Genomic DNA, 25,604 nt, shown 5'->3' on the forward strand with positions numbered 1-25,604 from the left:
TCCTACGAAGCCGCACTCTCAAGCTTGCGCCAAAGCAGACGCACATTGGCCTTGCGCACCAATGCGCAACGGTACAGGCGGATCTCCAGCGGCACATGCCATTGCGGTCCGCCACACACCACCAGCTCACCGCGCGCCAGTTCGGCGCGCACACTCAGTTGCGGCACCCAGGCGATGCCCAGACCTTCAAGCGCCATGCTTTTCAGGCTGTCAGCCATCGCCGTTTCGTAGACCGTGGTGAAGCGCAGATTGCGCTGACGCAGCAACAGGTTCACCGAGCGTCCGAGAAAGGCCCCGGTGCTGTAGGCAAGCAGCGGCACACTGCCCTCACCTTCCATATCGAATAACGGTCGCCCCTCGGCATCGGCGGCACAGACCGGCAACATCTCGGTATGCCCCAGATGCAGCGAGGGGAAGATTTCCGCGTCCATCTGCAGCGCGGCATCGGGATCGTAGAACGCCAGCATCAGGTCACAGCCACCTTCACGTAACGCATGCACCGCATCACCGACGTTGGTCGCCACCAGACGGGTCGCAATGTTCAGCCCCTCGTTGCGCAACTGGGCGATCCAGCGCGGAAAGAACCCCAGCGCCAGCGAATGCGCCGCAGCTACCTGCATCACCTCGCCCTGCCCACCTTCCAAGTGATGCAGATGGCGCACGACTTCGCCCAGTTGCTCAACCACCGTGCGGGCCGTAACCAGAAATAATTGTCCGGCGGCGGTCAGCTCGATGGGGGTACGCGAGCGATTGACCAGCGTCAGCCCCAGCGCCGACTCCAGACTGCGAATCCGCCGGCTGAATGCCGGCTGGGTCACGAAGCGACGCTCGGCGGCCTGAGAAAAGCTGCGAGTGGCGGCCAGGGCGCTGAAATCCTCCAGCCATTTGCTTTCCAGATTCATCAGGTCCTCCCGGACAATGGATGACGGCCTCGACAGGCCATTGCGCATGCCCTGCAAACACCCGGTTTGAATCGCTCCAGTGGGACGACCGGCGAAGCGCCGCGGGTACATGCCTGGACGGCTCTGGAGGAACGACCGAAGAAACGTGCCGGTGCGACATTTTGCCCCCTTTACGCACTGAACGGAATCCAGGTCACGCCCTGATTATGCCGTTATTGCATAGGCCAGCGTTTAACAGCATTGGTCAACCGAGGACGGCAAGCCCACTATTCGTGGCGTTCCGGCATTGTCCGTGCCTTTTTTGAGACTTTTTTTATCATGTCCTCGCCTGCATCATCGCGCATCGAAAAAGACCTGCTTGGTGTTCTCGAAGTACCTGCCAACGCTTATTACGGCATCCAGACCCTGCGAGCGGTGAACAACTTTCACCTCTCCGGCGTGCCACTTTCGCACTACCCGAAACTGGTAGTGGCGCTGGCCATGGTCAAGCAGGCGGCGGCGGATGCAAACCATCAGCTTGGACACCTCAATGCCGCCAAGCATGCGGCCATCAGCGAGGCCTGCGCGCGCCTGATCCGCGGCGACTTCCATGATCAGTTCGTGGTCGACATGATCCAGGGCGGCGCTGGCACGTCCACCAACATGAATGCCAACGAAGTCATCGCCAACATCGCTCTGGAAACCATGGGTTTCGAGAAAGGCGAATACAAACACCTGCACCCCAACAACGATGTCAACATGGCGCAGTCGACCAACGACGCCTACCCCACTGCGATCCGTCTGGGTCTGCTGCTGGGTCACGACGCCCTGCTCGCCAGCCTGTCCAGCCTGATTCAGGCGTTCGCCGCCAAGGGCGAAGAATTCAACCACGTGCTGAAGATGGGCCGCACCCAGTTGCAGGACGCCGTTCCGATGACTCTGGGTCAGGAATTCCGCGCCTTCGCCACCACCCTGACCGAAGACCTCAACCGCCTGCGCAGCCTGGCCCCCGAGCTGTTGACCGAAGTGAACCTGGGCGGAACCGCCATCGGTACCGGCATCAACGCCGACCCCGGCTATCAGAAGCTGGCGGTCGATCGTCTGGCGCTCATCAGCGGACAGCCTCTGGTGCCCGCCGCCGACCTGATCGAAGCGACCTCCGACATGGGCGCCTTCGTGCTGTTCTCGGGCATGCTCAAGCGTACTGCAGTCAAGCTGTCGAAAATCTGCAACGACCTGCGTCTGCTGTCCAGCGGCCCGCGTACCGGCATCAACGAAATCAACCTGCCGGCACGCCAGCCTGGCAGCTCGATCATGCCCGGCAAGGTCAACCCGGTGATCCCGGAAGCGGTCAATCAGGTGGCTTTCGAAATCATCGGCAACGACCTGTCGCTGACCATGGCTGCCGAAGGCGGGCAATTGCAGCTCAACGTGATGGAGCCGCTGATCGCCTACAAGATCTTCGACTCGATCCGCCTGCTGCAACGTGCCATGGACATGCTGCGCGAGCACTGCATCGTCGGCATCACGGCCAACGAACAGCGCTGCCGCGAGCTGGTCGAGCATTCGATCGGTCTGGTCACCGCCCTGAACCCTTACATCGGTTACGAGAACTCCACCCGTATCGCCCGCATCGCGCTGGAAACCGGCCGCGGCGTGCTGGAACTGGTGCGTGAGGAAGGTCTGCTCGACGACGCCATGCTCGACGACATCCTGCGCCCGGAAAACATGATCGCTCCGCGTCTGGCCCCCTTGAAGGCCTGACAGGAATGACCTGCGCAACCTGCTCACCAGATTGAGGGCCTAGACACCCCTCAATTTTTTGAGGGTCTGGGAGTGATTCTCCAGACCCTTTTTTTTGCCTGCAGCAAAGGGCTCCGACACTGGACCCAGAGCCTTCGGCACCCTACTTTTGCGGAGCCATCCGTGGAAGTATTCATTCATCGTCGCGAATGAAGAATCAGCCGTCCAAGAAAGCGACTACAGACGTAAAAACTTTGCACCGGTATAGTGCGCCCCCTCAAAAGTAGCGAGGAATAACAAAAATGCTGGAAATGATTAACGACTTTCTCTCCGGTAAGGTACTGATCGTCCTTATCGTAGGCCTGGGTAGTTACTTCACGATCCGCTCGCGTTTCGTTCAGTTTCGACACTTTTTCCACATGTTCTCGGTTTTTCGCGACAGTCTGCGCAGCAGCGCGGGTCAGTTGAGTTCGTTTCAGGCCCTGATGCTCAGCCTGGCGGGCCGCGTCGGTGCCGGTAACATCGCAGGCGTCGGCATTGCCGTGACGCTCGGCGGGCCGGGTGCCGTGTTCTGGATGTGGGTGACCGCACTGGTCGGCATGGCCAGCAGCTTCATCGAGTGTTCACTCGCTCAGCTCTACAAGCGCAAGGATTCCGAAGGCCAGTTCCGTGGCGGTCCGGCGTTCTACATCCAGCACGGTCTGGGCAAGCGCTGGCTGGGCATGGTCATGGCCGTACTGCTGCTGGTGACCTTCGGTTTTGCTTTCAACGGCCTGCAATCGCACGCTGTGACCGACTCGCTGAAAAGCGCGTTCAACGTCGACACCCGAACCACCGGCATCTGCCTGGTCGTGCTGCTGGGCCTGGCGTTCGTTGGCGGCATCAAGCGTATCGCGGCGATTTCCGACCTGCTGGTTCCGGTCAAGACCCTGATCTACATCGCGGTCACCATCTACGTCATCGTCCTGCAGATCGACCACGTTCCCGGCATGCTTATGACGATCGTCAGAAGCGCCTTCGGCCTTGATCCGGTCTTCGGCGGCCTGATCGGCAGCGCGATCGTGATGGGCGTCAAACGTGGCGTCTTCGCCAACGAAGCCGGTCTGGGCAGTGCGCCCAACGTGGCTGCCGTGGCACAGGTCGAGCACCCGGTGGCACAGGGCGTGGTTCAGGCGTTCAGCGTGTTCCTCGACACCTTCGTGATCTGCACCTGCACCGCCTTGCTGATTCTTCTGTCCGGTATATACGACATCGGCTACGACGGCAACGGCATCGTTCTGGCACAGAACTCGCTGGCAGCCGTGGTCGGAGACTGGGGCCGGGTGTTTATCAGCGTAGCGCTGGCACTGTTCGTCTTCACCTCGATTCTCTACAACTACTACCTGGGCGAAAACAGCCTGCGGTTCCTGTTTGGCGAGAAGATGCAGACCATCATCATCTACCGCATCGCGGTACTGGTATTGATCATGTGGGGTGCCGTCGTCGACCTGAAAGATGTACTGGCATTCGCCGACATCACCATGACCATGCTGGCGTTCGTCAACCTGATCGCCCTCGCCATGCTGTTCAAAGTCGTCAAGCGCATTTTGAATGACTACGATGCGCAACGTCGGGCCGGGGTCAAGACGCCGGTGTTCGATTCCAGTCAGTTCCCTGATCTGGACCTGGACCGCAACGCATGGCCAGCCAATCCGACCCGTCAGTCGACGCAGGATGCCGAAGCGGCAGCCAAGCCTGCGCCCGAAGCACGATAACCACCGCGACACTACGCCGGAGAAGAGCCATGCCTGATGACGCACAACAACCCGCCCAACGCGTGATGGTTCTTTACACCGGCGGCACCATCGGCATGCAGGCCAGCGCCAACGGCCTGGCACCGGCCTCAGGTTTCGAAGCGCGAATGGCCGGGCAACTGGCCGAGCACCCGGAACTGGTGGTGCCGCAGTGGCGCTTTCGCGAGATGTCGCCGCTGATCGACAGCGCCAACATGACGCCTTCCTACTGGCTGCGCCTGCGCGCGGCGGTAATCGAGGCGGTTGAGGTCGACGGCTGCGATGCGGTGCTGGTCCTGCATGGCACCGACACCCTGGCGTACAGCGCAGCGGCGATGTGCTTCCAGTTGTTGGGGTTCAGCGCGCCGGTGCTGTTCACCGGTTCGATGCTGCCTGCCGGCGTGCAGGACAGCGATGCCTGGGAAAACGTCAACGGCGCTCTGCTGGCGCTGGGTTCGGGTCTGGTGTCAGGCGTTCAGCTGTATTTCCACGGGCAACTGATGACACCCGTACGCTGCGCGAAAATTCGCAGCTTCGGTCGTCAACCCTTCGCACCGCTGCAACGCTCGCGGGGTGGCCATGCGGTGATTTCGCTCCCTGACGCACTGAACTATCGCCAGCCCAAGACACTTACAGAGGTGGCGGTATTGCCGCTGTTTCCCGGTGTCGGTGCTGCCCAGCTGGACGGTCTGATCAACAGTGGTATCCGCGGTCTGGTGCTCGAATGCTTCGGCAGCGGCACCGGCCCCAGTGACGATCCGCAATTTCTGGCCAGTCTGGAGAACGCACGAGCGCTGGGTATCTGTGTGGTAGCGATTACCCAGTGCCATGAGGGCGGTGTCGAACTTGATGTCTACGAAGCGGGCAGCCGTCTGCGCAGTGCAGGCGTGCTCTCCGGTGGTGGCATGACCCGTGAAGCAGCGCTCGGCAAACTGCATGCGCTGCTGGGCGCCGGCCTGACGACCGAAGAGGTCCGCCGCCTGGTCGAACTGGACCTGTGCGGCGAGCTGCGTTAAGCGGCTGCCTCTGCTTTACCCGAGGCGTCACGCACTCGCGCGACGCCTCACCCCTTCATGAAGCCTTGCATTCTTCCTGCGCGCCCCTGAGCATCGAATCCAGATTGCGCTCGATGTTTTCGCACAACGCCGTCATCTGAATCTCATGTTCACTGGCACGGAACGGGCTCTGCAGGTCGGTGCCGATCTTCTCGATCGCCAACAGCATGAAACCCACCACCGTCGACGCCAGTGGCGTGAACCAGCCAAGGGTCTCCACCAGGCCAATCGGTACGATCAGACAGAACAGCGTGATGAACAGGCGCGGAAAGGCCACGTACGGATAAGGCAACGGTGTATTGGCAATACGCTCCATGCCGCCCTGACAATTGGAGATATCCACCATGGTCGACTCCAGACGCGCCAGACGAATGCTGTCGAGCCGCCCGGCCTGATACTCCTTGGCCAACAGCGCCGCCGACGTATTGAGCAGGTCGTTAGGAAAATTGTTGGTGTCGTGACGACGTTCGAATTCCTCGCGAGGGATCAGCATCTGCACCTCGTCACCACACTTGGCGCCCTTCAGGTGCGCAGACAGGCACTTCACATAGGCGACGTGACGACGCAACAGCGTGGCCTTGACCGGGTTGATCCCGTCGTCATCCTCGACCAGCGTCAGCACTTGCCGAGCGAAGCTGCGTGAACTGTTGACCAGCGCACCCCACAGCGTCCTGGCTTCCCACCAGCGGTTATAGGCACTTGAATTGCGAAAGCTGGTCAGCACCACCAGCGCCGAGCCCAGCAGGGTCAACGGCATGGACGGCAAGGTGATCTTGCGTTCCAGGTAGAGCATGAAGTCGACCGTGACAATCACGTCCCAGATCAACAGCCAGAAAAGCGACCATCCTACATAGCCGATGGTCTTGCCGAGAAAACGGATTTTCGAAATGATCGTTTGCTGCAAAAGAACCACCCCATCGAAAAATAAGCGAACCGCATACGCACAGTTACCGCATGGCCTTTGAATACGAAACCGGCAGTTGGTTCGCAAGCGGCCCGCTTATCTCGGGGTTTCGGACGTTTTCAGCAGCCGCTCAGGGCCACCTGCGGACGCTCGCCGGTGAAGAAAACCGGCCGCAGGCGGACACCGATCACGTTACCGGCGTAGGCCGCCACCAGCCACAGCCAGCCGTGCAGGCTGCCGGAGGCAATGCCGCTGAAGTACGCACCGATGTTGCAGCCGTAGGCCAGGCGCGAGCCGTAGCCGAGCAACAAGCCACCGATGACTGCCGCCACCAGAGAGCGCGTGGGGATGTCGAGGCTGGGCGCAAAACGACCCGCCAGGCCTGCCGCCAGCAAGGCACCGAGCATGATGCCGATGTCCATCACACTGGTGATGTCTTCCCACACCGGAGCCGCCAGCGCCTTGGCGTTCGCAGCGCTCTGCCAGAACACCCAACTGCCGACGTCCACGCCCAGACCACTGGCCGCTTTCGCGCCCCACAGCGCGAACGCCGAGGTGATGCCCCACGGGCGACCGGCCAACGCCAGCGTTGCGTAATTGAGCAGTGCCAGCGCGACAGCGCCCCAGACCAGAATCCACGGCCCGCGCAGCACGCGACTCAGGCCACGACGGTCCGTGGCTGGCGGCACTTCAAGCTGGCCGTGACGGCGCTTTTCGAGCTTGACGGTCACCAGCGCGATCAAGCCGAACAGCGCCAGATTGACCAGCAGCGCAGGCAGCACGCCGAAGGTCTTGACCACCGACACCGCCGGGAACGAAGGCAGGGCAAACCACCAGTCGACGTGATGGGTGGCAATCAGTGAGCCGAGGATGAAAAACAGCAGTGTCACCAGCATCCGCGCATTGCCACCACCGGCAGTGAACAGTGTGCCGGACGCACAGCCACCGCCCAGCTGCATGCCGATGCCGAAAATGAACGCGCCGACGACGACCGAAACCCCGGCAGGCGCAACCAGGCCGGTGACTGGCTGGCCGAACAGCGTGCCCGCACCGAGTGCCGGGAAAAACAGCACCACAGCGACCGCCAGCATGACCATTTGCGCGCGCAGGCCAGCACCCCGCCGCTCGCGGATGAACACCCGCCACGCCGAGGTGAAACCGAATGCCGCGTGATACAGCGTTACGCCCAACGCCGCGCCGACGATCCACAGCATCACCTGGCGGGTGCCGACACTGAGCAGAAGGAACTGGGCACCCATCAGCAGCAGGAACAGCGCAGCCAGCGGCGCGCCGAACTTGCGTCCGGGTGTTGCAGTAAGAGAGTTGTTCATGGGTATCTCAAGGACAGGTAACAGTAAGCGCAGATTATACGCCTGCCAACGGGACTACTCGGACCAGGCCTCGCGCAGCCTGTTCAATGCATCGAGCATTTCGTCCTCGGGCACTGCGGCAAAGCCCAGTACCAGCCCGGCGCGGTTATCCACAGGCTCAGTGGAGTCAGGCAGCCAGTAATCACTCAGGGCATTCATTTCGACACCGACGCCATTGGCCTTGGCAATCAGCGCCTGCTCGCGCGCCACGCTGTCGACCTTGACCATGACATGCAGCCCGGCAACCACTCGGGGCATTGCCGAGCATCCCGGGATATCGGCAGGCCAGTTATCCAGCAGCACATTGCGACGACCGAGCGCCGCACGGCGCATGCGACGTATGTGTCGTTGAAAATGACCCGACGCAATGAATTGCGCCATGACCGCCTGAACCCCTATTTCGGTATGACGCATGTCCACGGCCTTGCGCTGGCTGAACACCGGCACCAGTGGCTCTGGCAACACCAGATACCCAAGGCGCAGCGCCGGGAAGGCGATTTTGCCAAACGTCCCGACGTACAGCACTCGCGCGTTGCGGTCGAGCGCGGCCAGGGGGGCCAAGGGTGAACCGCTGTAGCGATACTCACCGTCGTAATCATCCTCGACGATCCAGCCCTTGTGCTTCTCGGCCCAGGCCAGCAATTCCAGGCGCCGCGCCAGGCTCATCACCACGCCGGTCGGGTATTGGTGTGAAGGCGTCACGTAGGCCAGTCGACAGTCTGCCTGCTCAAGGTCGGCGCAACGCATGCCCTCGTTATCCACAGCCACGCCGTGCAATCGAGCACCTGCCAGTGCAAACGCATGACCGGCCGCCCGATAACCCGGATTCTCCACGGCAACGCCCTCGCCCGGCGTCAGAAGCAACTGTGCACAAAGGCTTATCGCATGCTGCGCGCCGCTGGTGATCACAATTTGCTCAGCACTGCACTGCAGCCCACGCGATGAGCGCAGGTAGACCGCGATCAATTCGCGTAACCGCGAGTCTCCCGCTGCCGAGCCATAACCGAGCTGGGCAAGGTCCGGCTTGCGCCAAAAAGCGGCATACAGCTTGCCCCACAAGGCAAAAGGGAAAAGATCGAACGCCGGAACGCCTACCCGAAAGGCTTGTGGCTGACCCGTCGGTGGTTCATGCAGATGATGTTTTTCGAGCAGCGCCAGTGCCGGGCTGTGGATAACTTCACAGCAGGCATCCGACGGCATTTCAGCCGCGATTGTGGACAAACCTGTGCGTAACCCTGTGGATACACCTGTGGGTAAGTTGGTGGATAGTTTTTTACGGCTCGCACGCCGAGACGCATCGCCTGGTTCCGCGAGCTGCGCAACATAGGTACCGTCGCCAACGCGTCCTTCGATGAAACCCTCGGCATACAGCTGGTCATAGGCGCGTATGACGCTGTTACGGGAGATGCCCAGTGAATGCGCCAGATCGCGACTGGCTGGCAGACGCGTGCCGCCGCTCAGACGCCCATCGAGGACCTGCTGGCGCAACAACCCATAAAGCTGCTTGCTCAGGCCCTGATTCGGGTTCAGCGCGATACCAGTGAGGGTGGACGCAAACGCAACGGGGAGATCAGGCATGCATTGGCCCTGTTAAAACGATCAAAAATGGATCTTACATCAGACCAATGCCTTGCCTACGATCCTGTCACTCGCCAAGGAACAGTCCCCATGTACATCCCTGCCGCTTTCAACGATAACGACACGCCGAGCCTGCACCAGCAGATGGAGCAGACGCGCCTGGCGATCCTGGTCACCGACGGCGCAGAAGGATTGCAGGCAACCCACCTGCCGCTGCTGTTGCGCCGCGATGAAGGTTCGTATGGCACGCTTTACGGGCATCTGGCCAAAGCCAATCCGCAATGGCAGCAACTGAGCTCAGGTGCCGAAGCACTGGTGATTTTTCCTGGCGGCGATGCCTACGTGAGCCCGTCGTTCTATCCGAGCAAGAGGGAGCATGGCAAGGTCGTACCCACGTGGAACTATGTGGCCGTGCATGCTTATGGGCAGGCCGAGGTTTTCACCGACGCCGCGCAATTGCATCAATTGCTGGCTGACCTGACCCATCGCCATGAATCCGACCGAGCGCAACCCTGGTCCATTGACGATGCGCCAGCGGACTACATCGCGAAGATGCTCGGAGCGATTGTCGGATTCGCCATTCCGGTGCAGCGGCTGCAGGGCAAACGTAAACTCAGTCAGAATCGCAGCGCTGCGGACATGGCCGGTGTGCGCGACGGCCTTGCCGCAAGCCAGGATGCAAATGACCAACACATCGCTCGCCTGATGAGCGAAGGGAGCAGCTCATGACCGATATCCGGATTCGCCGCGTTACCGTCGACGATCATCACGCGTGGCTGCCTCTGTGGCAGGCCTACCTGCGCTTCTACAACACCGAGTTGGCCGAAGGCGTCAGCGACACCACCTGGCAACGCCTTATGGACGCGAACGAACCAACTCACTCGGCGCTCGCCTGGCGGGGTGACGAGGCGGTGGGCATGGTGAACTTCATCTACCATCGCTCCAACTGGAGCATCAACAACGCCTGTTACCTGCAGGATCTGATCGTCGCGCCCGAACAACGCGGAACAGGCATCGGCAGGCAACTGATCGAGTTTGTCTACGCCACGGCCAAGGCAGACGGTTGCGACAAGGTGCACTGGCTGACCCACGAAACCAACGCCACGGCCATTCAGTTGTACGAGCGAATCGCCGAACGCCCCGGCCTCATACAATTTCGTAAAGCACTCTGAAACAGGAAGTGACTGATGTCCGACACTCTGCTGGACTGGCAAGCCGCTGCACTGCCCACGGCCCATACACTGACAGGCCGTTTCATTCGCCTGGAAAAACTCGATGCCGCGCGTCACGCCGATGACCTGTGGGCGGCACTCGAAGGTCCGAATGCGGACCCGAAGCTGTGGGATTATCTGCCGTACGGGCCGTTCAGTGACCGTGGCGCATTTGGTGCGTGGCTGGTCGGGCACCAGGCGGCCACCGATCCGTGGTTTTACACCGTGGTCGATCAGCAGACCAATAAGGCCGAAGGCGTCATCAGCCTGATGTCGATCGTCGCTGCCCATGGGCGTATCGAGATAGGTCATGTCACCTTCGGCGCGGCCATGCAACGCACGCCCAAAGGCACCGAAGCCATTTACCTGCTGGCCAGAGAGATTTTCGCACTGGGCTATCGCCGCCTGGAGTGGAAGTGCAACGCCAACAACGCCCGCTCCAAACGCGCTGCCGAGCGATTCGGCTTCAGCTACGAAGGCACCTTCCGCCAGCACATGGTGGTCAAAGGCCAGAGCCGGGATACCGAGTGGTATTCGATCCTCGATAGCGAATGGCCTGAGCGGCAGAACGCCTTTGCGCGCTGGCTGGCTGTGGATAACTTCAAAAACGGGCAACAGATCAAGGGGCTTGAGGCGTTTCGGTAATCCTGAGGACGCAGAGCGTCCAGAACTGCATTCCCACGCTGGAGCGTGCGGAACGATAGTCGTGACCACTGGCCGCACCTGCACAGAATAAAAAAAGGGAAGCCACGAGTGCTTCCCTGAGGTAAACCTTTGGATGATGCGCGGGTGTCAGCTCAACCTTCGATCTCGATCAGCACTTCGCCCGGATTGACGCGGTCGCCCTTGGCGACGTGGATGGCGACGACCTTGCCGGCGACCGACGCCTGAACCTCGGTCTCCATCTTCATCGCTTCAGTGATCAGCACTGCCTGACCGGCCTTGACCACATCGCCCTCCTTGACCAGCACATCGACGATGTTGCCGGGCATGGTGGTGCTGACGTCGCCCGGTGCGTGGGCCTGCTTGCGTTTGCTGGCCCCGCCGCCGACAAATTCGTTGAGCGGCTCGAACACCACCTCTTCCGGCATGCCGTCTATGGTCAGGTAGAAGTGGCGCTTGCCCTCGGCCTTGACGCCCACACCGGTGATGTCGACCCTATAGGTTTCGCCGTGCACATCAATAACGAACTCGGTCGGCACGCCCTCACCGCCGGCCCTGGCCACGCTTCCGGCTTCGGGAATCGGCAGCAGCACTTCCGGCGCCAGCGTCCCGGCTGCACGTTCCTCAAGGAACTTGCGGCCAATGTCCGGGAACATGGCAAACGTCAGCACGTCCTCTTCGGACTTGGCCAGCGCGCCGATATCAGCCCTTAGCTTGGTCATCTCCGGTTTGAGGAGGTCGGCCGGACGAACATCGATCAGCTCTTCATTGCCGATCGCCTGACGACGCAGTTTTTCATCCACCTGACCCGGCGCCTTGCCGTAGCCGCCTTGCAGGTAAAGCTTCACTTCATTGGTGATGGTTTTGTAACGCTCCCCGGCCAACACATTGAAGAACGCCTGAGTACCGACGATCTGCGAGGTCGGGGTTACCAGCGGCGGATAGCCGAGGTCTTTACGTACGCGCGGAATTTCAGCCAGCACTTCGCTCATGCGGTTGAGTGCGCCCTGCTCTTTCAACTGATTGGCCAGGTTGGAAATCATCCCGCCAGGCACCTGGTTAACCTGCACCCGCGTGTCGACTGCAGTAAATTCGCTCTCGTACTGATGATATTTCTTACGCACCGCGTAGAAGTACAGACCGATTTCCTGCAGCAGCTCCAGGTCCAGCCCGGTGTCGAACTCGCTGCCCTTGAGCGCAGCCACCATCGATTCGGTGCCCGGATGGCTGGTGCCCCAGGCAAAGCTGGAGATCGCCGTGTCGATATGGTCTGCGCCGTTTTCAATCGCCTTGAGCTGACACATGGCAGCCAGACCGGCCGTGTCATGCGAGTGGATGAACACCGGCAGCGACTGCTCGGCCTTCAGCGCCTTGACCAGCTCACCCGTGGCATAAGGCGTCAACAGGCCGGCCATGTCCTTGATCGCCACCGAATCACAGCCCATGGCTTCCATCTGCCGGGCCTGCGCCACGAAGGCCTCGATGGTGTGCACCGGGCTGGTGGTGTAAGCGATGGTGCCCTGTGCGTGTTTGCCCGCCGCTTTCACCGCCTCGATGGCAACCCGCAGGTTACGCACGTCGTTCATGGCATCGAAAATACGGAACACATCAATACCGTTGACCGCCGCCTTGGCGACGAACGCCTTGACCACGTCATCGCTGTAGTGCCGATAACCCAGCAGGTTCTGCCCACGCAGGAGCATCTGCAACCGGGTATTGGGCAAGGCCGCACGCAGCTGGCGCAGGCGTTCCCACGGGTCTTCCTTGAGAAAACGCACGCAGGCATCGAAGGTGGCGCCGCCCCAGACTTCCAGCGACCAGTAGCCGACCTGGTCGAGCTTGTCGCAGATCGGCAGCATGTCTTCGGTACGCATGCGCGTCGCCAGCAACGATTGGTGAGCGTCACGCAGGATGGTGTCGGTTACAAAGATCTTCTTGGTCATGGGTAGTCCTTTCGAGCTGCAAGTTGTCAGCTGCAAGCTTCAAGTAAGAGCGACTCGGCTTTTACTTGCGGCTGGTAGCTTGAAACTTGCAGCTGCTTATTCATAAGCCTGCATGGGCGGCAATGGCGGCGGCGATGGCCAGGGCCAGCTCTTCGGGTTTGCGTTTGATCGAATAATTGGTCAGCTCGGGATGGCTCTCGACAAAGCTGGTGTTGAACTCACCGCTGCGAAACTCCGGGTTGCGGAGGATTTCCTGGTAGTAGGCAGCCGTGGTCTTGACCCCTTGCAGGCGCATGTCATCGAGCGCACGCAGGCCGCGGTCCATGGCCTCTTCCCAGGTCAACGCCCAGACAATCAGCTTCAGGCACATCGAGTCATAGAACGGCGGAATGGTGTAGCCGGTATAAATCGCCGTGTCGGTGCGCACGCCAGGGCCACCGGGCGCGTAATAGCGGGTGATCTTGCCGAAGCTGGGCAGGAAGTTGTTCTTCGGGTCCTCGGCGTTGATCCGGAACTGCAGGGCAAAACCGCGATGGATAATGTCTTCCTGCTTGACCGACAGCGGCAGGCCGGAGGCGATACGGATCTGCTCGCGAACGATATCAATGCCGGTGATTTCTTCGGTGATGGTGTGCTCGACCTGCACCCGGGTGTTCATTTCCATGAAGTACACCTCGCCCTCGGCGAGCAGAAACTCCACGGTGCCAGCGTTCTCGTAACCGACGGCCTTGGCCGCACGTACCGACAGATCGCCGATGTAGGCGCGCTGCTCGGGGGTCAACTGCGGGCTGGGAGCGATTTCGATGAGCTTCTGGTTGCGTCGCTGAATCGAACAGTCGCGCTCGAACAGGTGCACCACGTTGCCGAAGCTGTCGCCCAGAATCTGCGCTTCAATGTGCTTGGGATTGACGATGCATTTCTCGAGAAAGACTTCTGCCGAGCCGAAGGCCTTGGTCGCTTCGGAAATCACTCGCGGGAAGGCCTGCTCGAGTTCTTCGCGGCTGTTGCAGCGGCGGATGCCACGTCCACCGCCCCCGGAGGTGGCCTTGAGCATCACCGGGTAACCGATACGCTCGCCTTCGGCCAGCGCCTCATCGATATCTGCCACGTTGCCTTCGGTGCCGGGCGTGACCGGCACACCGGCCTTGATCATGCTGCGCCGGGCCTCGGTCTTGTCCCCCATGCGGCGAATCACTTCTGCCGAGGGACCGATGAATTTGATCCCTCGCTCGGCACAGATATCGGCCAGTTCGGCATTCTCGGAAAGAAAGCCATAGCCGGGATGCAACGCATCGCAACCGGTCTCCACTGCCAGATTCACCAGTTTGCGCGGGTTCAGGTAACCCGCCAGAGGTTCGGCACCAATGCTGTAGGCTTCGTCGGCACGTTTGACATGCAAGGCATGCCGGTCCGCTTCGGAAAAGATCGCCACCGAGCGAATGCCCATCTCGGCGCATGCACGCACGATGCGAACGGCAATCTCCCCGCGGTTGGCGATCAGAATTTTTGTTATCACTGACGTTTCCCTCGACCCACACTTGTAACCGTGTATGTGACTGAATGTCGCAGGGCCACCCTATGCCGAATCGAGGATTAACAAAAATGAGTAAAAGTTGGGAAGTGCATAAGTAAAAGCTTATAGTTGAGGCTTCAGCAGCGTCAGGAAGCTTTTATAAATGCGTAAGTCATTGATGCGTATGACATTGCGTCAGTTGCGCATTTTCAATGAAGTGTGCGATCTGCGCTCCTACAGCCGTGCGGCCGAAGAGATGTCGCTGACACAGCCCGCTGTCAGCCTGCAGATTCGCCAGCTCGAAGAGCTGATCGGCCAGCCGCTGTTCGAATACGTCAGCAAAAAGCTCTACCTGACCGAAGCGGCGCAAGCGCTACAACAGGCCAGTCGGGATATTTTCGGGCGCCTGGAAAGTCTCGACATGCAGCTTTCCGACATGCAGGGCTCGCTGCAGGGCCAGTTGAAGCTCGCCGTCGAGTCGAGCTGCAAGTACTTCATCCCTCACCTGTTCGCCGCCTTCAAGCGCCAGCACCCGGAAGTCAGCCTGAGCCTGATGGTGGTCAATCGCGCGCAAGTCATCAGACGCCTGGCGGATAACCGCGATGATCTAGTGGTGATGTCGGCAGTGCCACTGGACATGGGCCTGGAGTTCCTGCCGTTCCTGAATAACCCGATTGTCGCCGTCGCGCCGCCTGACCATCCGCTGAGCAGCCGCGCGACGCTGAATCTGAAAGATCTGGAGCCATGGCCACTCCTGACCCGGGAAACAGGATCGGGCACACGTCGGGCCTGCGAGGAGTTTTTCAAGGAGAAGCGCGTGCATTTCACGCAGACGCTGGAAGTCTCTTCCAGCGAAGCACAACGTGAATGCGTGGTTGCCGGGCTGGGCCTGGCGATGCTGACCCGACACGCGGTCTGCCAGGAACTCGCCACAGGCGCCCTGGTGGAGCTGCCCGTGGCGGAGTTGCCGCTGTATCGCAGCTGGTGTGTGGCTCAAGCCGGGGACAAACGCCTTTCACCCGTAGCACATGCGTTTCTTGCGTTCATCCGCAGCGAACGTGCGCAGATCAGCCAGCTTGTCGAGCGTTTCGACGGTCGACCGCGGGCAACTTGATCGCCTGCCAGACGGCGTTGTCCATGCCGTCCATGTAGTCGCACAACTCCTGATTGAGCTGACGTGCCTCGCTGTAGCTTTCAATTGCCCGACGAAACTCCATGCGACGCTGATCTTCCTGCTGACGGCGGGTTTTCACGGTGCTGGTAGGTAAATCATCGTAATGCCGAGCCATATCCTGTCTCCCAATACGTTTTGTAGGAGCACCAGCATGGAGCGAGGCAATGACAATCAGGCGGCGGGCATATGACAGCTTGGTTAAATTTTGAAACGTGGTAGCCGGAAAAGAGCCGCGAAAAATATATATCTACCGCATTCCGGTGCTCTAACGATAGAAACTGGCCCTGCAGGATGCAATTCACTCATTACATCAATTAATAGCAAGGAGCTACCTAATGACTATCGCAAACAAAAACTGGCAGGCACGTGATGACAGGATGCCAGGCGTTAACACCTTGAAAGTTTCCGGCATCGTGACTGCCCCGCAGGCAAATTCGGTTCCGGTACTGGTCAAGAGCGCCAGACCAGCCGCTTTCAGCCATCTGGGTCTGGATCTGACGTTTGAAGCCCAAGGCATCGGCGCCCAGGTGCTTACCGACAAAGAAGTTGTCTATACCCAGCCAAGTGGTGCCGATATCACGACTGTCAGCGTTTACTACAACGGCGAGCTGCTGGCGTCCATCAATGCAGTAGAAGTGACACATTGATCAACGCAAAATAGCATCTGATTCACGGCTCCCGCCAATCACCTCAGGTCATTGGCGGGAGCTTTGGCGTCGTTTTCAAATTGAAAACGGCGTCAGTCTTCGTGGGTCTTGATCGACTTCGGTGACAGGCGCAAGCCGCGCAGGCTGCGTTTGACGCTCTTGAGGTGGTTGACCAGACCTGGGCCGCGGGCCATTGCGACGCCCATCGCCAGCACATCGATCACCACCAAATGTGCGATGCGCGAGGTCAGCGGCGTGTAGATTTCGGTGTCTTCATGCACATCGATGGCCAGATTGACCGAAGACAGCTCGGCCAGCGGCGTCTGACTGGGGCACAGGGTGATCAGTGTGGCGCCGCTCTCGCGGACCAGATTGGCGGTGATCAGCAAATCCTTCGAGCGACCTGACTGCGAAATGCACACCGCGACATCCGTCGGCTTGAGCGTGACAGCTGACATCGCCTGCATGTGCGGATCGGAATACGCCGCAGCGGTCAGCAGTAGACGAAAGAATTTGTGCTGCGCATCAGCGGCCACTGCGCCGGACGCGCCAAACCCGTAGAACTCGACCCGATTGGCCCCGGCCATGGCCGTGACCGCCAGTTGCAGCGCATGGGGGTCGAGGTTTTCGCGCACTTCCATGAGCGTGTGCAGCGTGGTGTCGAAAATCTTCAGGCTGTAGTCGGCAACCGAATCGTCTTCGTGAATCGCGAACTGTCCAAAACTTGCGCCCGCCGCGAGGCTCTGCGCCAGCTTGAGCTTGAGGTCCTGAAACCCGGTGCAGCCAATGGCCCGGCAAAAACGTACGATGGTCGGCTCACTGATACCGACGCTGTGCGCCAGGTCTGCCATGGAACTGTGCATCACGGCCGCAGGGTCGAGCAGCACATGGTCAGCTACCTTGAGCTCCGATTTGCGCAGCAGATTACGTGACTGGGCGATGTGTTGCAGCAGATTCAAGGGGCAGACTCGGCAAAAGAGAAGTGGGCTGGGTTGTAGCTTTCTTGTAGTTATACTACATGACCTGCCAGCCGCCCAGTTAAACGAAGCTGTCACGGGCTGGCTGTGCTGGCTTTATCAGCGGCATTTGTGGGAATAATCCTACATTAGGCCGGATTCCCTGTCAGACCCTGACTGTTCACGAATAACGGTAGACGCAACGCATTCGCTCCCGGCGACAGGCGACGACCGGTCGTCAGCGCCTCCGCCATTTTTATTGCCTGACGCAAAGCATGGTTTGCCCGTCATCGCGCGGCACCCTAGAATGCGCTGATGCGCGATGATCTCTCTCTTCTTCTGAATTCCCTCAACGATGCCCAACGTCAGGCCGTAGCTGCCTCTCTGGGTCGTCAGTTGGTCCTGGCTGGTGCTGGCTCCGGCAAAACCCGTGTGCTGGTGCATCGCATCGCCTGGCTGATGCAGGTCGAGCAAGCCTCCCCGCATTCGGTCCTGTCGGTGACGTTCACCAACAAGGCCGCCGCCGAGATGCGCCACCGTATCGAGCAGCTGATGGGCATCAGCCCGGCTGGCATGTGGGTGGGCACCTTCCACGGTCTGGCCCACCGCCTGCTGCGTGCGCACTGGCAGGAAGCCGGGCTGGTACAGACCTTCCAGATTCTCGACAGCGACGACCAGCAGCGTCTGGTAAAGCGCGTGATGCGCGAGCTGGGCCTGGACGAACAACGCTGGCCTGCACGTCAGGCCCAGTGGTTCATCAATGGTCAGAAAGACGAAGGCCTGCGCCCGAAACATATTCAGGCCAGCGGCGACCTGTTCCTGACCACCATGAAAAGCGTTTACGAAGCCTACGAGATCGCCTGCCAGCGAGCCGGCGTCATCGACTTCTCCGAACTGCTGCTGCGCGCACTCGACCTGTGGCGCGATAACCCGGGCTTGCTGGCGCATTATCAGCGCCGCTTCCGTCACGTTCTGGTGGACGAGTTCCAGGACACCAACGCCGTGCAGTACGCCTGGCTGCGCCTGCTCGCCCAGGGGGGCGACAGCCTGATGGTGGTCGGCGACGACGATCAGTCCATTTACGGCTGGCGTGGCGCGAAGATCGAGAACATCCACCAGTATTCCTCTGACTTCCCGGACACCGAAGTCATCCGCCTGGAGCAGAACTACCGCTCCACGGCGAGCATCCTCAAGGCCGCCAATGGCTTGATCATCAATAACAGTGGTCGCCTGGGCAAGGAATTGTGGACCGACGTCGGCGATGGCGAGCTGATCAATCTGTATGCCGCGTTCAACGAGCACGATGAAGCGCGTTACGTGGTCGAGACCATCGAGAGCGCGCTGAAAACCGGTATTTCGCGTAACGATATCGCCATTCTGTACCGCTCCAACGCCCAGTCGCGGGTGCTTGAAGAAGCCCTGCTGCGTGAGCGTATTCCGTACCGCATCTACGGCGGACAGCGCTTCTTCGAGCGCGCCGAAATCAAGAACGCCATGGCCTACATGCGCTTGCTGGAAGGCCGTGGCAACGATGCGGCACTGGAGCGGGTGATCAACGTGCCGGCGCGCGGCATCGGCGAAAAGACCGTCGAAGCGATTCGCGAGCATGCGCGTCATGCCGATGTGTCCATGTGGGAAGCCATGCGCCTGCTGGTGGCCAACAAGGGCCTGACCGGACGCGCCGCCACTGCCCTGGGCGGTTTCATCGAGCTGATCGAGAACCTCGCGGCCAAGGTCATGGAAATGCCGCTGCACCTGATGACCCAGACGGTGATCGAACAGTCCGGGCTGATTACCTATCACGAGCAGGAAAAAGGCGAGAAAGGTCAGGCGCGGGTAGAAAACCTTGAGGAACTGGTCAGCGCTGCGCGTGCCTTCGAGAATCACGAAAGCGAAGAAGACCTGACGCCGCTGGCAGCGTTCCTGGGGCATGCCTCGCTGGAAGCGGGCGACACCCAGGCGCAGGAGCATGAAGACAGCATTCAGCTGATGACCCTGCACAGCGCCAAGGGCCTGGAATTCCCGCATGTGTTCCTGGTAGGCATGGAGGAAGGGCTGTTCCCGCACAAGATGAGCCTGGAAGAACCGGGCCGTCTTGAAGAGGAACGGCGTCTGGCCTATGTCGGCATCACCCGGGCCATGAAACATCTGGTGATGACCTACGCCGAGACGCGTCGTCTGTACGGCAGCGAAACCTACAACAAGGTCTCGCGTTTCGTACGGGAGATCCCGCCTGCGCTGATTCAGGAAGTCCGGCTGTCCAACAGCGTCAACCGTCCGTTCGGCGGCACGCCGAAATTCAACAGCAGCAGCCTGTTCAACGGCACGGGCATTCCGGAAACCGAGTTCACCATGGGCCAGCGCGTCCAGCATGCGGTGTTCGGCGAAGGCGTGATCCTCAACTTCGAAGGCGCCGGCGCCCAGGCACGGGTGCAGGTCAACTTCCCCGAGGGCAGCAAGTGGCTGATGATGGGCTACGCGAAGCTGGTGCCGTTGTAGGCCGGTCAATCATCGTCCATACGCCCCTGACTGCCACTGACTATCGTTCCCGCGCTAAGCGTGAGGAACGATAATCCTCGTACACATCTTACGAAGCGCGTAGAAAAGTCCTACGCTGTTTATGTAAAAGTCCGAAACACTAACGCGCTGGTCATGTCGCCATCCGCTGTGCAACATGGCGCGCGTGCAATCACAAAACGGGAATACCCTTATGCAACGTTTTCTAAGCATCGCGATGGCGCTGTGCATCGGGCTCACCATGAGCCTGGATGTGAACGCCGCGCGCTTTGGTGGCGGCAAGAGCATGGGCTCGGCGCCTACGCATCAGACACGTCAGGCCGCGCCTTCCACACCTGCGGCAGCGCCTAACGCTGCGGGTCGTCCTGCCGCTGCGGCAAGCGGTGCTTCGCGCTGGCTGGGCCCATTGGCCGGTATCGCTGCCGGTGGCCTGCTCGCATCGATGTTCATGGGTGACGGCTTCAACGGCCTGCAACTGTTCGACATCCTGATCATGGGCCTCATCGCCTTCCTGATCTTCCGCTTCATTGCGCGTCGTCGTCAGCAGCAACAGCCGAAAATGGCTGCTGCCGGTGCGCCGCCGTACCAGCGCGAAACCAGCCAGCCTGCACAGAACCCGATCTTCGGCAGTTCGTCGCCTGCCTCTGCTGCGCCAGTGATCAACGCACCGGCCTGGTTCAATGAACAGCGCTTTCTGGACGCTGCCCGCGGCCACTTCCAGTCGCTGCAGGAGCACTGGGACGCCAACGAGATGGACAAGATCGCCGAGTTCGTCACCCCGCAAATGCTGCAATTCCTGAAAAAGGAACGTGCAGATCTGGGCGACGGCTTCCAGTCGACCTTCATCGAAAACCTTCAGGTTCAGCTGGACGGTGTGGATGATCGTGCCGACAAGACCATTGCCACCCTGACCTTCTCGGGCGTGTCCAAGACGTCGCGTTTCGATCAGGGCGAAGTGTTCAGCGAAAGCTGGAACATGGAACGTCCGCAAGGCGACAACCAGCCTTGGCTGGTGGCAGGAATTCGCCAGAACGGTTGAACCAGAACCCGTTCTCGCGTTCAGAACCCCGGACATGTCCGGGGTTTTTGTTTATCCGTTCGGATAGTTATTTTGAGAAAGGCTTTACGCTACTGTATAACCCGCGCCATCAAGTGAGAGGATCTGTGTCGTGGAAGAAGTCATTGAACAACTGCGTGAAGCAAATGAACCGGTTCCGGTTCCGCTTGAGCTGCCTGACGAAGACCAACTGGTCGAGATCGAGGAACAGCTGTTCATCAACATTCCGTTTGTCTTCAAGGAATTTCTCCTGACAGTCAGCGATGTGGTGTATGGCAGCCTTGAACCCGTCACAGTGACCGACCCGCAGTCGCACACCTACCTGCCAGACGTGGCCGCCACGGCCTGGGACCTGGGCGTACCACGCGAGCTGATCCCGATCTGTCAGGACGGTGACGACTACTACTGCGTCGAGGAAGACGGCACTGTATTGCTGTGGTCCGCCGAAGAAGAACTGGTCACCGAAGACAGCTGGGAGTCGGTCTGGCACTGGGCCCGGGATGTCTGGCTGGAAAGCTGAGACACCCCGCCGCGCGCGTTTGAAGGATCTCCGGGCGCTAATGCCCGGGGGATTCCGGATGATTCCCCAGCGTCTCAAGCAACGCAATCTGCATCCGTGTATGCACACGGATCAGCCAGCGCCACAGCAATGCAGCGACCAGCGCAGCAACCAGAGCGACCACCAGCAGCAGTTCGTTGGCGGGCAGAATGCTTGCCGACAGCGCCGCCAGCATCACGAAAATCACCACCAGCGACAACAACGGAATCACCTCGGCCACGACCTTGCGCACGCGCACGGTATGCCGGCCCGCCATCTCAGGTTTCACGCCCATCTCGGCCAGCAGCATCGACAGCGCCTTGAGCTTGCGGTACGCGGCAATCAGAAACGGCAGTGACAGCAGCAGTGCAGCGCCGCAGATCCAGGCTTTCTGATGGCTGACATCGCTCACCCATTCGCTCATGTAGCCGCCCAGACGCTCGGCGAAGTAACCACCACTGAAAAAGATCGCCATCACCAGCGCCAGGTTGACGCCGACCTGCAAGAGAATCCGCCTGATCATCCCGGCCAGCACTGCACTCTGGCCTTGCGGCTGAATGCTGCGCAGCCACTCGCCGTACATGCCGAACACCCGCGCAACGCGCCGGGGCATGATCGCCGCCAGCTTCAGCGACAACGGGTCTGCGCCACGAATCAGGTAGGGTGTCAGCAGGGTGGTGATGGCGGATACGGCGACTGCCACCGGGTACAGAAAGTCGCTGGTGACCTGCAGGGTCATGCCCAGCGCCGCGATGATGAAGGAGAACTCGCCAATCTGCGACAGTCCCATGCCCACGCGCAGCGAGGTACGGCCATCGTTGCCAGCGATAAAAGCGCCCAGCCCGCAGGACAGCATCTTGCCCAGCACCACGGCAACGGTAATGACGGCGATCGGCCAAGCGTATTGCAGCAGGATGCCCGGATCGATCAGCAAACCGATGGCGACGAAAAAGATCGCGCTGAACATGTCGCGAACCGGCTCGATCAGGCGCTCGATCTTCAGTAACTCACGCGACTCGGCCATGATCGCGCCGATCAGGAAGGCGCCCAGTACCATGCTGTATTCCAGCTTGACCACCAGCAGGCAAAAGCCGAAACACAGGCCCAGCACGGTGATCAGCAACATCTCGTTGCTTTCGAATCTGGCGACATAGGACAGCAGTCGAGGCACCACAAGGATCCCGATCACCAGCGCCACAATCATGAACAGCGACAGCTTGCCGACGGTGGAGAACACTTCGCCGGAACTGACCGAGCCGCTGACAGCGATGCCGGACAACAGCGCGATGATGCCGATACCGAGAATGTCTTCCACGATCAACACACCGAAGATCAACTGGGCAAAGCGCTGGTTCTTCATCTTCAGGTCGTTGAGCGCCTTGACGATGATGGTGGTGGAAGAAATCGCCAGAATCGCGCCGAGAAACAGCGAGTCCATGGTTTTCCAGCCAAAGAACTGCCCGATCTCGTAACCGATCCAGATCATCAGGGCAATTTCCAGGAAGGCCGCGATGAACGCCGTGGCGCCGACCTTGAACAGCTTGCGCAGGCTGAACTCCAGCCCCAGGCAGAACATCAGGAAGATCACCCCCAGTTCGGCCAGAATTTTGATGGTCTCTTCGTCGTGGATCAGACTGAATGGCGGGGTGTGCGGACCGATGATGAACCCGGCAACGATATAGCCAAGTACGACCGGCTGCCGGAGTCGATGGAACAGGATGGTCACCACACCGGCCACCAGCATGATCACTGCCAGGTCCTGAATGAAATTGATGGCATGCATGATGGCGAAGCTCCTTGTGATGATGACGTTGCAAGCCGATATCGCCGTGCCCTACAGGGCGACAGCTATCCTTTTCGTCACTAAAATCAGATAAAGACGCAGGAAAAGACCCGATCCACAGGTTTTTGCAGGTTAACACCGCCCCCTTCGACATAAAGGCGGTGCAATATATGGAAACAGATAGTTATGACGCGTGACGGCCGCCTGCTGGCCAGCGTCCCGATAACTGTCGCAAGCCCCTTGAGCGCCAGCATAGGCGCCCCTTGAACACCTTGACCGTGTGAGTACGCTATGGAACCCGGAAACGCCCAGCTGTCGATGACTGTATTGATGACCCCGGACATGGCCAACTTCTCTGGCAACGTACACGGCGGCACGCTGCTCAAGTACCTGGACGAAGTGGCCTACGCATGTGCCAGCCGCTACGCCGGACGCTACGTGGTGACGCTGTCGGTAGACCAGGTGATTTTCCGTGAGCCGGTGCACGTCGGTGAACTGGTGACCTTTCTCGCCTCGGTCAATTACACCGGCAACACGTCCATGGAGGTGGGCATCAAGGTGGTCACCGAAAATATCCGCGAGCGCTCGGTACGCCATTCCAACAGCTGCTTCTTCACCATGGTTGCCGTGGACGACAATCGCAAGCCCGCCAGCGTCCCGCCCCTGGAGCCCGAATCGGCCGATGCCAAGCGGCGTTTCATCCAGGCGCAGCAACGCCGCCAGATTCGTCAGGAACTGGAAAAGCGCTATCAGGACATCAAGGAAGAAGCGTTGTAAGAGGCAGACTCGGGCACGGATGCCCGAGTCGTCGATGGCAGCCGGGTTTACAGACGCACGGCGTCGAACCTGACCCGCGGATGCGCAATACGATCCTGAGCGCGCACCAGTTCCAGTTCATAGCTGCCACAGGCCTGGGTTTCCAGCAGCACTTCGTGGACGGCGGCCGCAGCGAACTCGAACGCGGCAACCAGATCGTCGCCCAGCAGCACACGCGACAGAAACAAACCGGAGGTCAGATCACCCACGCCGACCGGCTGACGCGGAAACGCCAGTAACGGGCGGCGCAGGTGCCAGCTCGCCTCGGCGGTGACCAGCAGCATTTCGAAGCCATCGGCGGCCTTGCCGGGGTAATCGAGGTGTTTCACCACAATCGCCTTGGGACCACGCGCCAGCAAGGCACGCGCCATCGCCAGGCAGTCGTGCAGTGATTCGGGCTTACGACCCGAGAAGCTGTCCAGCTCCAGTTGATTGGGGCACATGAAGTCCGCCATGGCCGCCGCTTCCTGCAGCAGGAAATCACTGACTTCGGGCGCAACGATGCAGCCTTTTTCAGGATGGCCCATCACCGGGTCGCACAGGTACAGCGCTTTCGGATTGGCCGCCTTGATACGTGCCACGCCCGTGAGGATCGCCCTGCCCTGCGCCGCACTGCCCAGATACCCCGACAGCACCGCATCGCAGTTGCCCAGCTCGCCGATGGCGGCAATGCCGTCGATCAGCGCAGGAATCTGCTGCGGAGCCAGCACTTCGCCGGTCCACTGCTTGTATTGCGTGTGGTTGGAGAACTGGACCGTGTTGAGCGGCCAGACGTTGACCCCGATACGCTGCATCGGGAACACCGCTGCGCTGTTGCCGGCGTGGCCGAATACCACATGGGACTGGATAGCGAGCAAATGAGGCGTACGTTTCATGGGGGGCGGAATCCTGAACACGATGCAAATGCAATAATGAGAAATATAAGTCGCGCAGTATGGCTGTAAATCACTCAGGACAGTTAAGCTGACGACTCCTACGCTGGAGCACTCCGTCATGCTGACCCTGGGAAACATCTTCGTGCTGATGCTGTTCGCGAGCGCCGCGGCCTGGTGGTGGCACGCCCATGGTCTGCGCGAAAAGGCCCTGGCACGCGTCAAGCAGCACTGCGCACGCCTCGAACTGCAACTGCTGGACGACGCGGTTGCCCTGCGCCGCCTGACCTTCGCCCGCGACGCTCAAGGCCGCAAACGCCTGGCCCGGGTGTATGGCTTCGAGTTCACGGTGACCGGCGAGCAACGTCACCCTGGCACCATCACCCTGTTCGGCGCGCACACTGCGCAAATCGAACTGGCACCCTACCCGTTTGAAATCAAAACACCACCGCCCAGCGCTGAAGTTATTCAGATGAGCGAATGGCGTCAATCGCATCAGAAATGGAAGCAGTAGCCGCGCACGACGCTCGTCGCCGCGATTCAGCGCTCATGTCCATGCCTGAACCCGACTGACTATCGTGCCAATGCTCCGCGTTGGCATGCCGTTCCGG

The 25,604-nt window shown here is 60.2% G+C and carries 23 protein-coding genes; 13 read left to right on the forward strand and 10 right to left on the reverse strand.

What is annotated here, in order from left to right; all coding sequences use genetic code 11:
- Window positions 1-2: 2 nt before the first annotated feature.
- Window positions 3-902: a LysR substrate-binding domain-containing protein gene (locus KBY02_RS18585; protein WP_003401277.1), complete on the reverse strand. Its 900-nt coding sequence runs from the start codon at window positions 900-902 to the stop codon at window positions 3-5.
- A 318-nt stretch (window positions 903-1,220) separates the two neighbouring features.
- On the opposite strand from KBY02_RS18585, the gene aspA reads away from it, so the two are divergent.
- From aspA to KBY02_RS18600, 3 genes are all read left to right on the forward strand, one after another.
- Window positions 1,221-2,645, forward strand: coding sequence for an aspartate ammonia-lyase (gene aspA / locus KBY02_RS18590; protein ID WP_024651546.1), 1,425 nt, complete (start codon window positions 1,221-1,223; stop codon window positions 2,643-2,645).
- 281 nt (window positions 2,646-2,926) lie between these two features.
- Window positions 2,927-4,378 (forward strand): alanine/glycine:cation symporter family protein, encoded by a 1,452-nt coding sequence (locus tag KBY02_RS18595; protein ID WP_032654703.1) that lies wholly within the window; start codon window positions 2,927-2,929, stop codon window positions 4,376-4,378.
- A gap of 29 nt (window positions 4,379-4,407) precedes the next feature.
- Window positions 4,408-5,412 (forward strand): asparaginase, encoded by a 1,005-nt coding sequence (locus tag KBY02_RS18600; protein WP_011269397.1) that lies wholly within the window; start codon window positions 4,408-4,410, stop codon window positions 5,410-5,412.
- A 55-nt stretch (window positions 5,413-5,467) separates the two neighbouring features.
- Here the strand turns inward: KBY02_RS18600 and KBY02_RS18605 are convergent, their stop codons facing one another.
- The 3 genes from KBY02_RS18605 to KBY02_RS18615 all read right to left on the reverse strand — a co-directional run bounded on the left by KBY02_RS18605 (window position 5,468) and on the right by KBY02_RS18615 (window position 9,303).
- On the reverse strand, window positions 5,468-6,355 hold the full coding sequence (locus KBY02_RS18605; protein ID WP_003316074.1) for a bestrophin family protein: 888 nt from the start codon (window positions 6,353-6,355) through the stop codon (window positions 5,468-5,470).
- 119 nt (window positions 6,356-6,474) lie between these two features.
- Entirely contained in the window at window positions 6,475-7,686 is a 1,212-nt protein-coding gene (locus KBY02_RS18610; protein WP_116893928.1) for a YeeE/YedE family protein, read from the reverse strand.
- Between the two features lie 54 nt (window positions 7,687-7,740).
- The gene (locus tag KBY02_RS18615) at window positions 7,741-9,303 is read right to left on the reverse strand and encodes a PLP-dependent aminotransferase family protein (RefSeq protein ID WP_225650679.1); all 1,563 of its coding nucleotides are present in this window, start codon (window positions 9,301-9,303) and stop codon (window positions 7,741-7,743) included.
- 90 nt (window positions 9,304-9,393) lie between these two features.
- Here KBY02_RS18615 and KBY02_RS18620 point away from each other — a divergent pair, with 90 nt between their 5' ends.
- The 3 genes from KBY02_RS18620 to KBY02_RS18630 are packed head-to-tail and all read left to right on the forward strand — an operon-like array spanning window position 9,394 to window position 11,159.
- Complete coding sequence (locus KBY02_RS18620) at window positions 9,394-10,032, forward strand: FMN-binding negative transcriptional regulator (RefSeq protein WP_011269399.1); 639 nt, start codon at window positions 9,394-9,396, stop codon at window positions 10,030-10,032.
- Window positions 10,029-10,475, forward strand: a complete 447-nt coding sequence (locus KBY02_RS18625) for a GNAT family N-acetyltransferase (protein ID WP_011269400.1) — start codon at window positions 10,029-10,031, stop codon at window positions 10,473-10,475. Before KBY02_RS18620 ends, KBY02_RS18625 begins: the two co-directional genes overlap by 4 nt.
- Before the next feature lie 15 nt (window positions 10,476-10,490).
- Window positions 10,491-11,159, forward strand: coding sequence for a GNAT family N-acetyltransferase (locus tag KBY02_RS18630; protein WP_011269401.1), 669 nt, complete (start codon window positions 10,491-10,493; stop codon window positions 11,157-11,159).
- A 152-nt stretch (window positions 11,160-11,311) separates the two neighbouring features.
- Here the strand turns inward: KBY02_RS18630 and oadA are convergent, their stop codons facing one another.
- Both oadA and KBY02_RS18640 read right to left on the reverse strand, forming a co-directional pair.
- On the reverse strand, window positions 11,312-13,120 hold the full coding sequence (gene oadA, locus KBY02_RS18635) for a sodium-extruding oxaloacetate decarboxylase subunit alpha (protein ID WP_011269402.1): 1,809 nt from the start codon (window positions 13,118-13,120) through the stop codon (window positions 11,312-11,314).
- 100 nt (window positions 13,121-13,220) lie between these two features.
- Window positions 13,221-14,636 (reverse strand): acetyl-CoA carboxylase biotin carboxylase subunit, encoded by a 1,416-nt coding sequence (locus KBY02_RS18640; protein WP_003401293.1) that lies wholly within the window; start codon window positions 14,634-14,636, stop codon window positions 13,221-13,223.
- A gap of 160 nt (window positions 14,637-14,796) precedes the next feature.
- On the opposite strand from KBY02_RS18640, the gene KBY02_RS18645 reads away from it, so the two are divergent.
- Entirely contained in the window at window positions 14,797-15,747 is a 951-nt protein-coding gene (locus tag KBY02_RS18645) for a LysR family transcriptional regulator (RefSeq protein WP_011269403.1), read from the forward strand.
- Here KBY02_RS18645 and KBY02_RS18650 read toward each other — a convergent pair.
- Entirely contained in the window at window positions 15,701-15,886 is a 186-nt protein-coding gene (locus KBY02_RS18650; protein ID WP_003401296.1) for a PA3496 family putative envelope integrity protein, read from the reverse strand. The genes KBY02_RS18645 and KBY02_RS18650 overlap by 47 nt on opposite strands.
- Window positions 15,887-16,142: 256 nt before the next feature.
- Between KBY02_RS18650 and KBY02_RS18655 the strand changes: the two genes are divergently transcribed.
- Complete coding sequence (locus KBY02_RS18655; RefSeq protein ID WP_003401298.1) at window positions 16,143-16,454, forward strand: hypothetical protein; 312 nt, start codon at window positions 16,143-16,145, stop codon at window positions 16,452-16,454.
- A gap of 92 nt (window positions 16,455-16,546) precedes the next feature.
- On the opposite strand, the gene hexR is transcribed toward KBY02_RS18655, so the two are convergent.
- A complete protein-coding gene (hexR, locus tag KBY02_RS18660; RefSeq protein ID WP_003401299.1) occupies window positions 16,547-17,413 on the reverse strand; it encodes a transcriptional regulator HexR in 867 nt (288 codons plus the stop codon).
- A gap of 312 nt (window positions 17,414-17,725) precedes the next feature.
- Between hexR and uvrD the strand changes: the two genes are divergently transcribed.
- From uvrD to KBY02_RS18675, 3 genes are all read left to right on the forward strand, one after another.
- Window positions 17,726-19,909: a DNA helicase II gene (uvrD, locus tag KBY02_RS18665; protein ID WP_104684686.1), complete on the forward strand. Its 2,184-nt coding sequence runs from the start codon at window positions 17,726-17,728 to the stop codon at window positions 19,907-19,909.
- Window positions 19,910-20,120: 211 nt separating this feature from the next.
- Window positions 20,121-20,966 carry a Tim44 domain-containing protein gene (locus tag KBY02_RS18670; RefSeq protein WP_011269406.1) on the forward strand — a complete coding sequence of 282 codons (846 nt, stop codon included), beginning with the start codon at window positions 20,121-20,123 and terminating at the stop codon, window positions 20,964-20,966.
- Window positions 20,967-21,096: 130 nt separating this feature from the next.
- On the forward strand, window positions 21,097-21,504 hold the full coding sequence (locus KBY02_RS18675) for an SMI1/KNR4 family protein (RefSeq protein WP_003316056.1): 408 nt from the start codon (window positions 21,097-21,099) through the stop codon (window positions 21,502-21,504).
- Window positions 21,505-21,541: 37 nt separating this feature from the next.
- Here the strand turns inward: KBY02_RS18675 and KBY02_RS18680 are convergent, their stop codons facing one another.
- A complete protein-coding gene (locus KBY02_RS18680) occupies window positions 21,542-23,305 on the reverse strand; it encodes a cation:proton antiporter (RefSeq protein WP_111522543.1) in 1,764 nt (587 codons plus the stop codon).
- Window positions 23,306-23,596: 291 nt separating this feature from the next.
- On the opposite strand from KBY02_RS18680, the gene KBY02_RS18685 reads away from it, so the two are divergent.
- Window positions 23,597-24,082 (forward strand): acyl-CoA thioesterase, encoded by a 486-nt coding sequence (locus tag KBY02_RS18685; RefSeq protein ID WP_003316052.1) that lies wholly within the window; start codon window positions 23,597-23,599, stop codon window positions 24,080-24,082.
- A gap of 47 nt (window positions 24,083-24,129) precedes the next feature.
- Here the strand turns inward: KBY02_RS18685 and pdxY are convergent, their stop codons facing one another.
- Window positions 24,130-24,996, reverse strand: a complete 867-nt coding sequence (gene pdxY / locus KBY02_RS18690) for a pyridoxal kinase PdxY (protein WP_024642075.1) — start codon at window positions 24,994-24,996, stop codon at window positions 24,130-24,132.
- A gap of 118 nt (window positions 24,997-25,114) precedes the next feature.
- Between pdxY and KBY02_RS18695 the strand changes: the two genes are divergently transcribed.
- A complete protein-coding gene (locus KBY02_RS18695) occupies window positions 25,115-25,507 on the forward strand; it encodes a DUF3301 domain-containing protein (RefSeq protein ID WP_003401310.1) in 393 nt (130 codons plus the stop codon).
- Window positions 25,508-25,604 lie beyond the last annotated feature (97 nt).

The organism is Pseudomonas sp. P129 (genome assembly GCF_020312195.1).
GTDB classification, from domain to species: domain Bacteria; phylum Pseudomonadota; class Gammaproteobacteria; order Pseudomonadales; family Pseudomonadaceae; genus Aquipseudomonas; species Aquipseudomonas fragariae.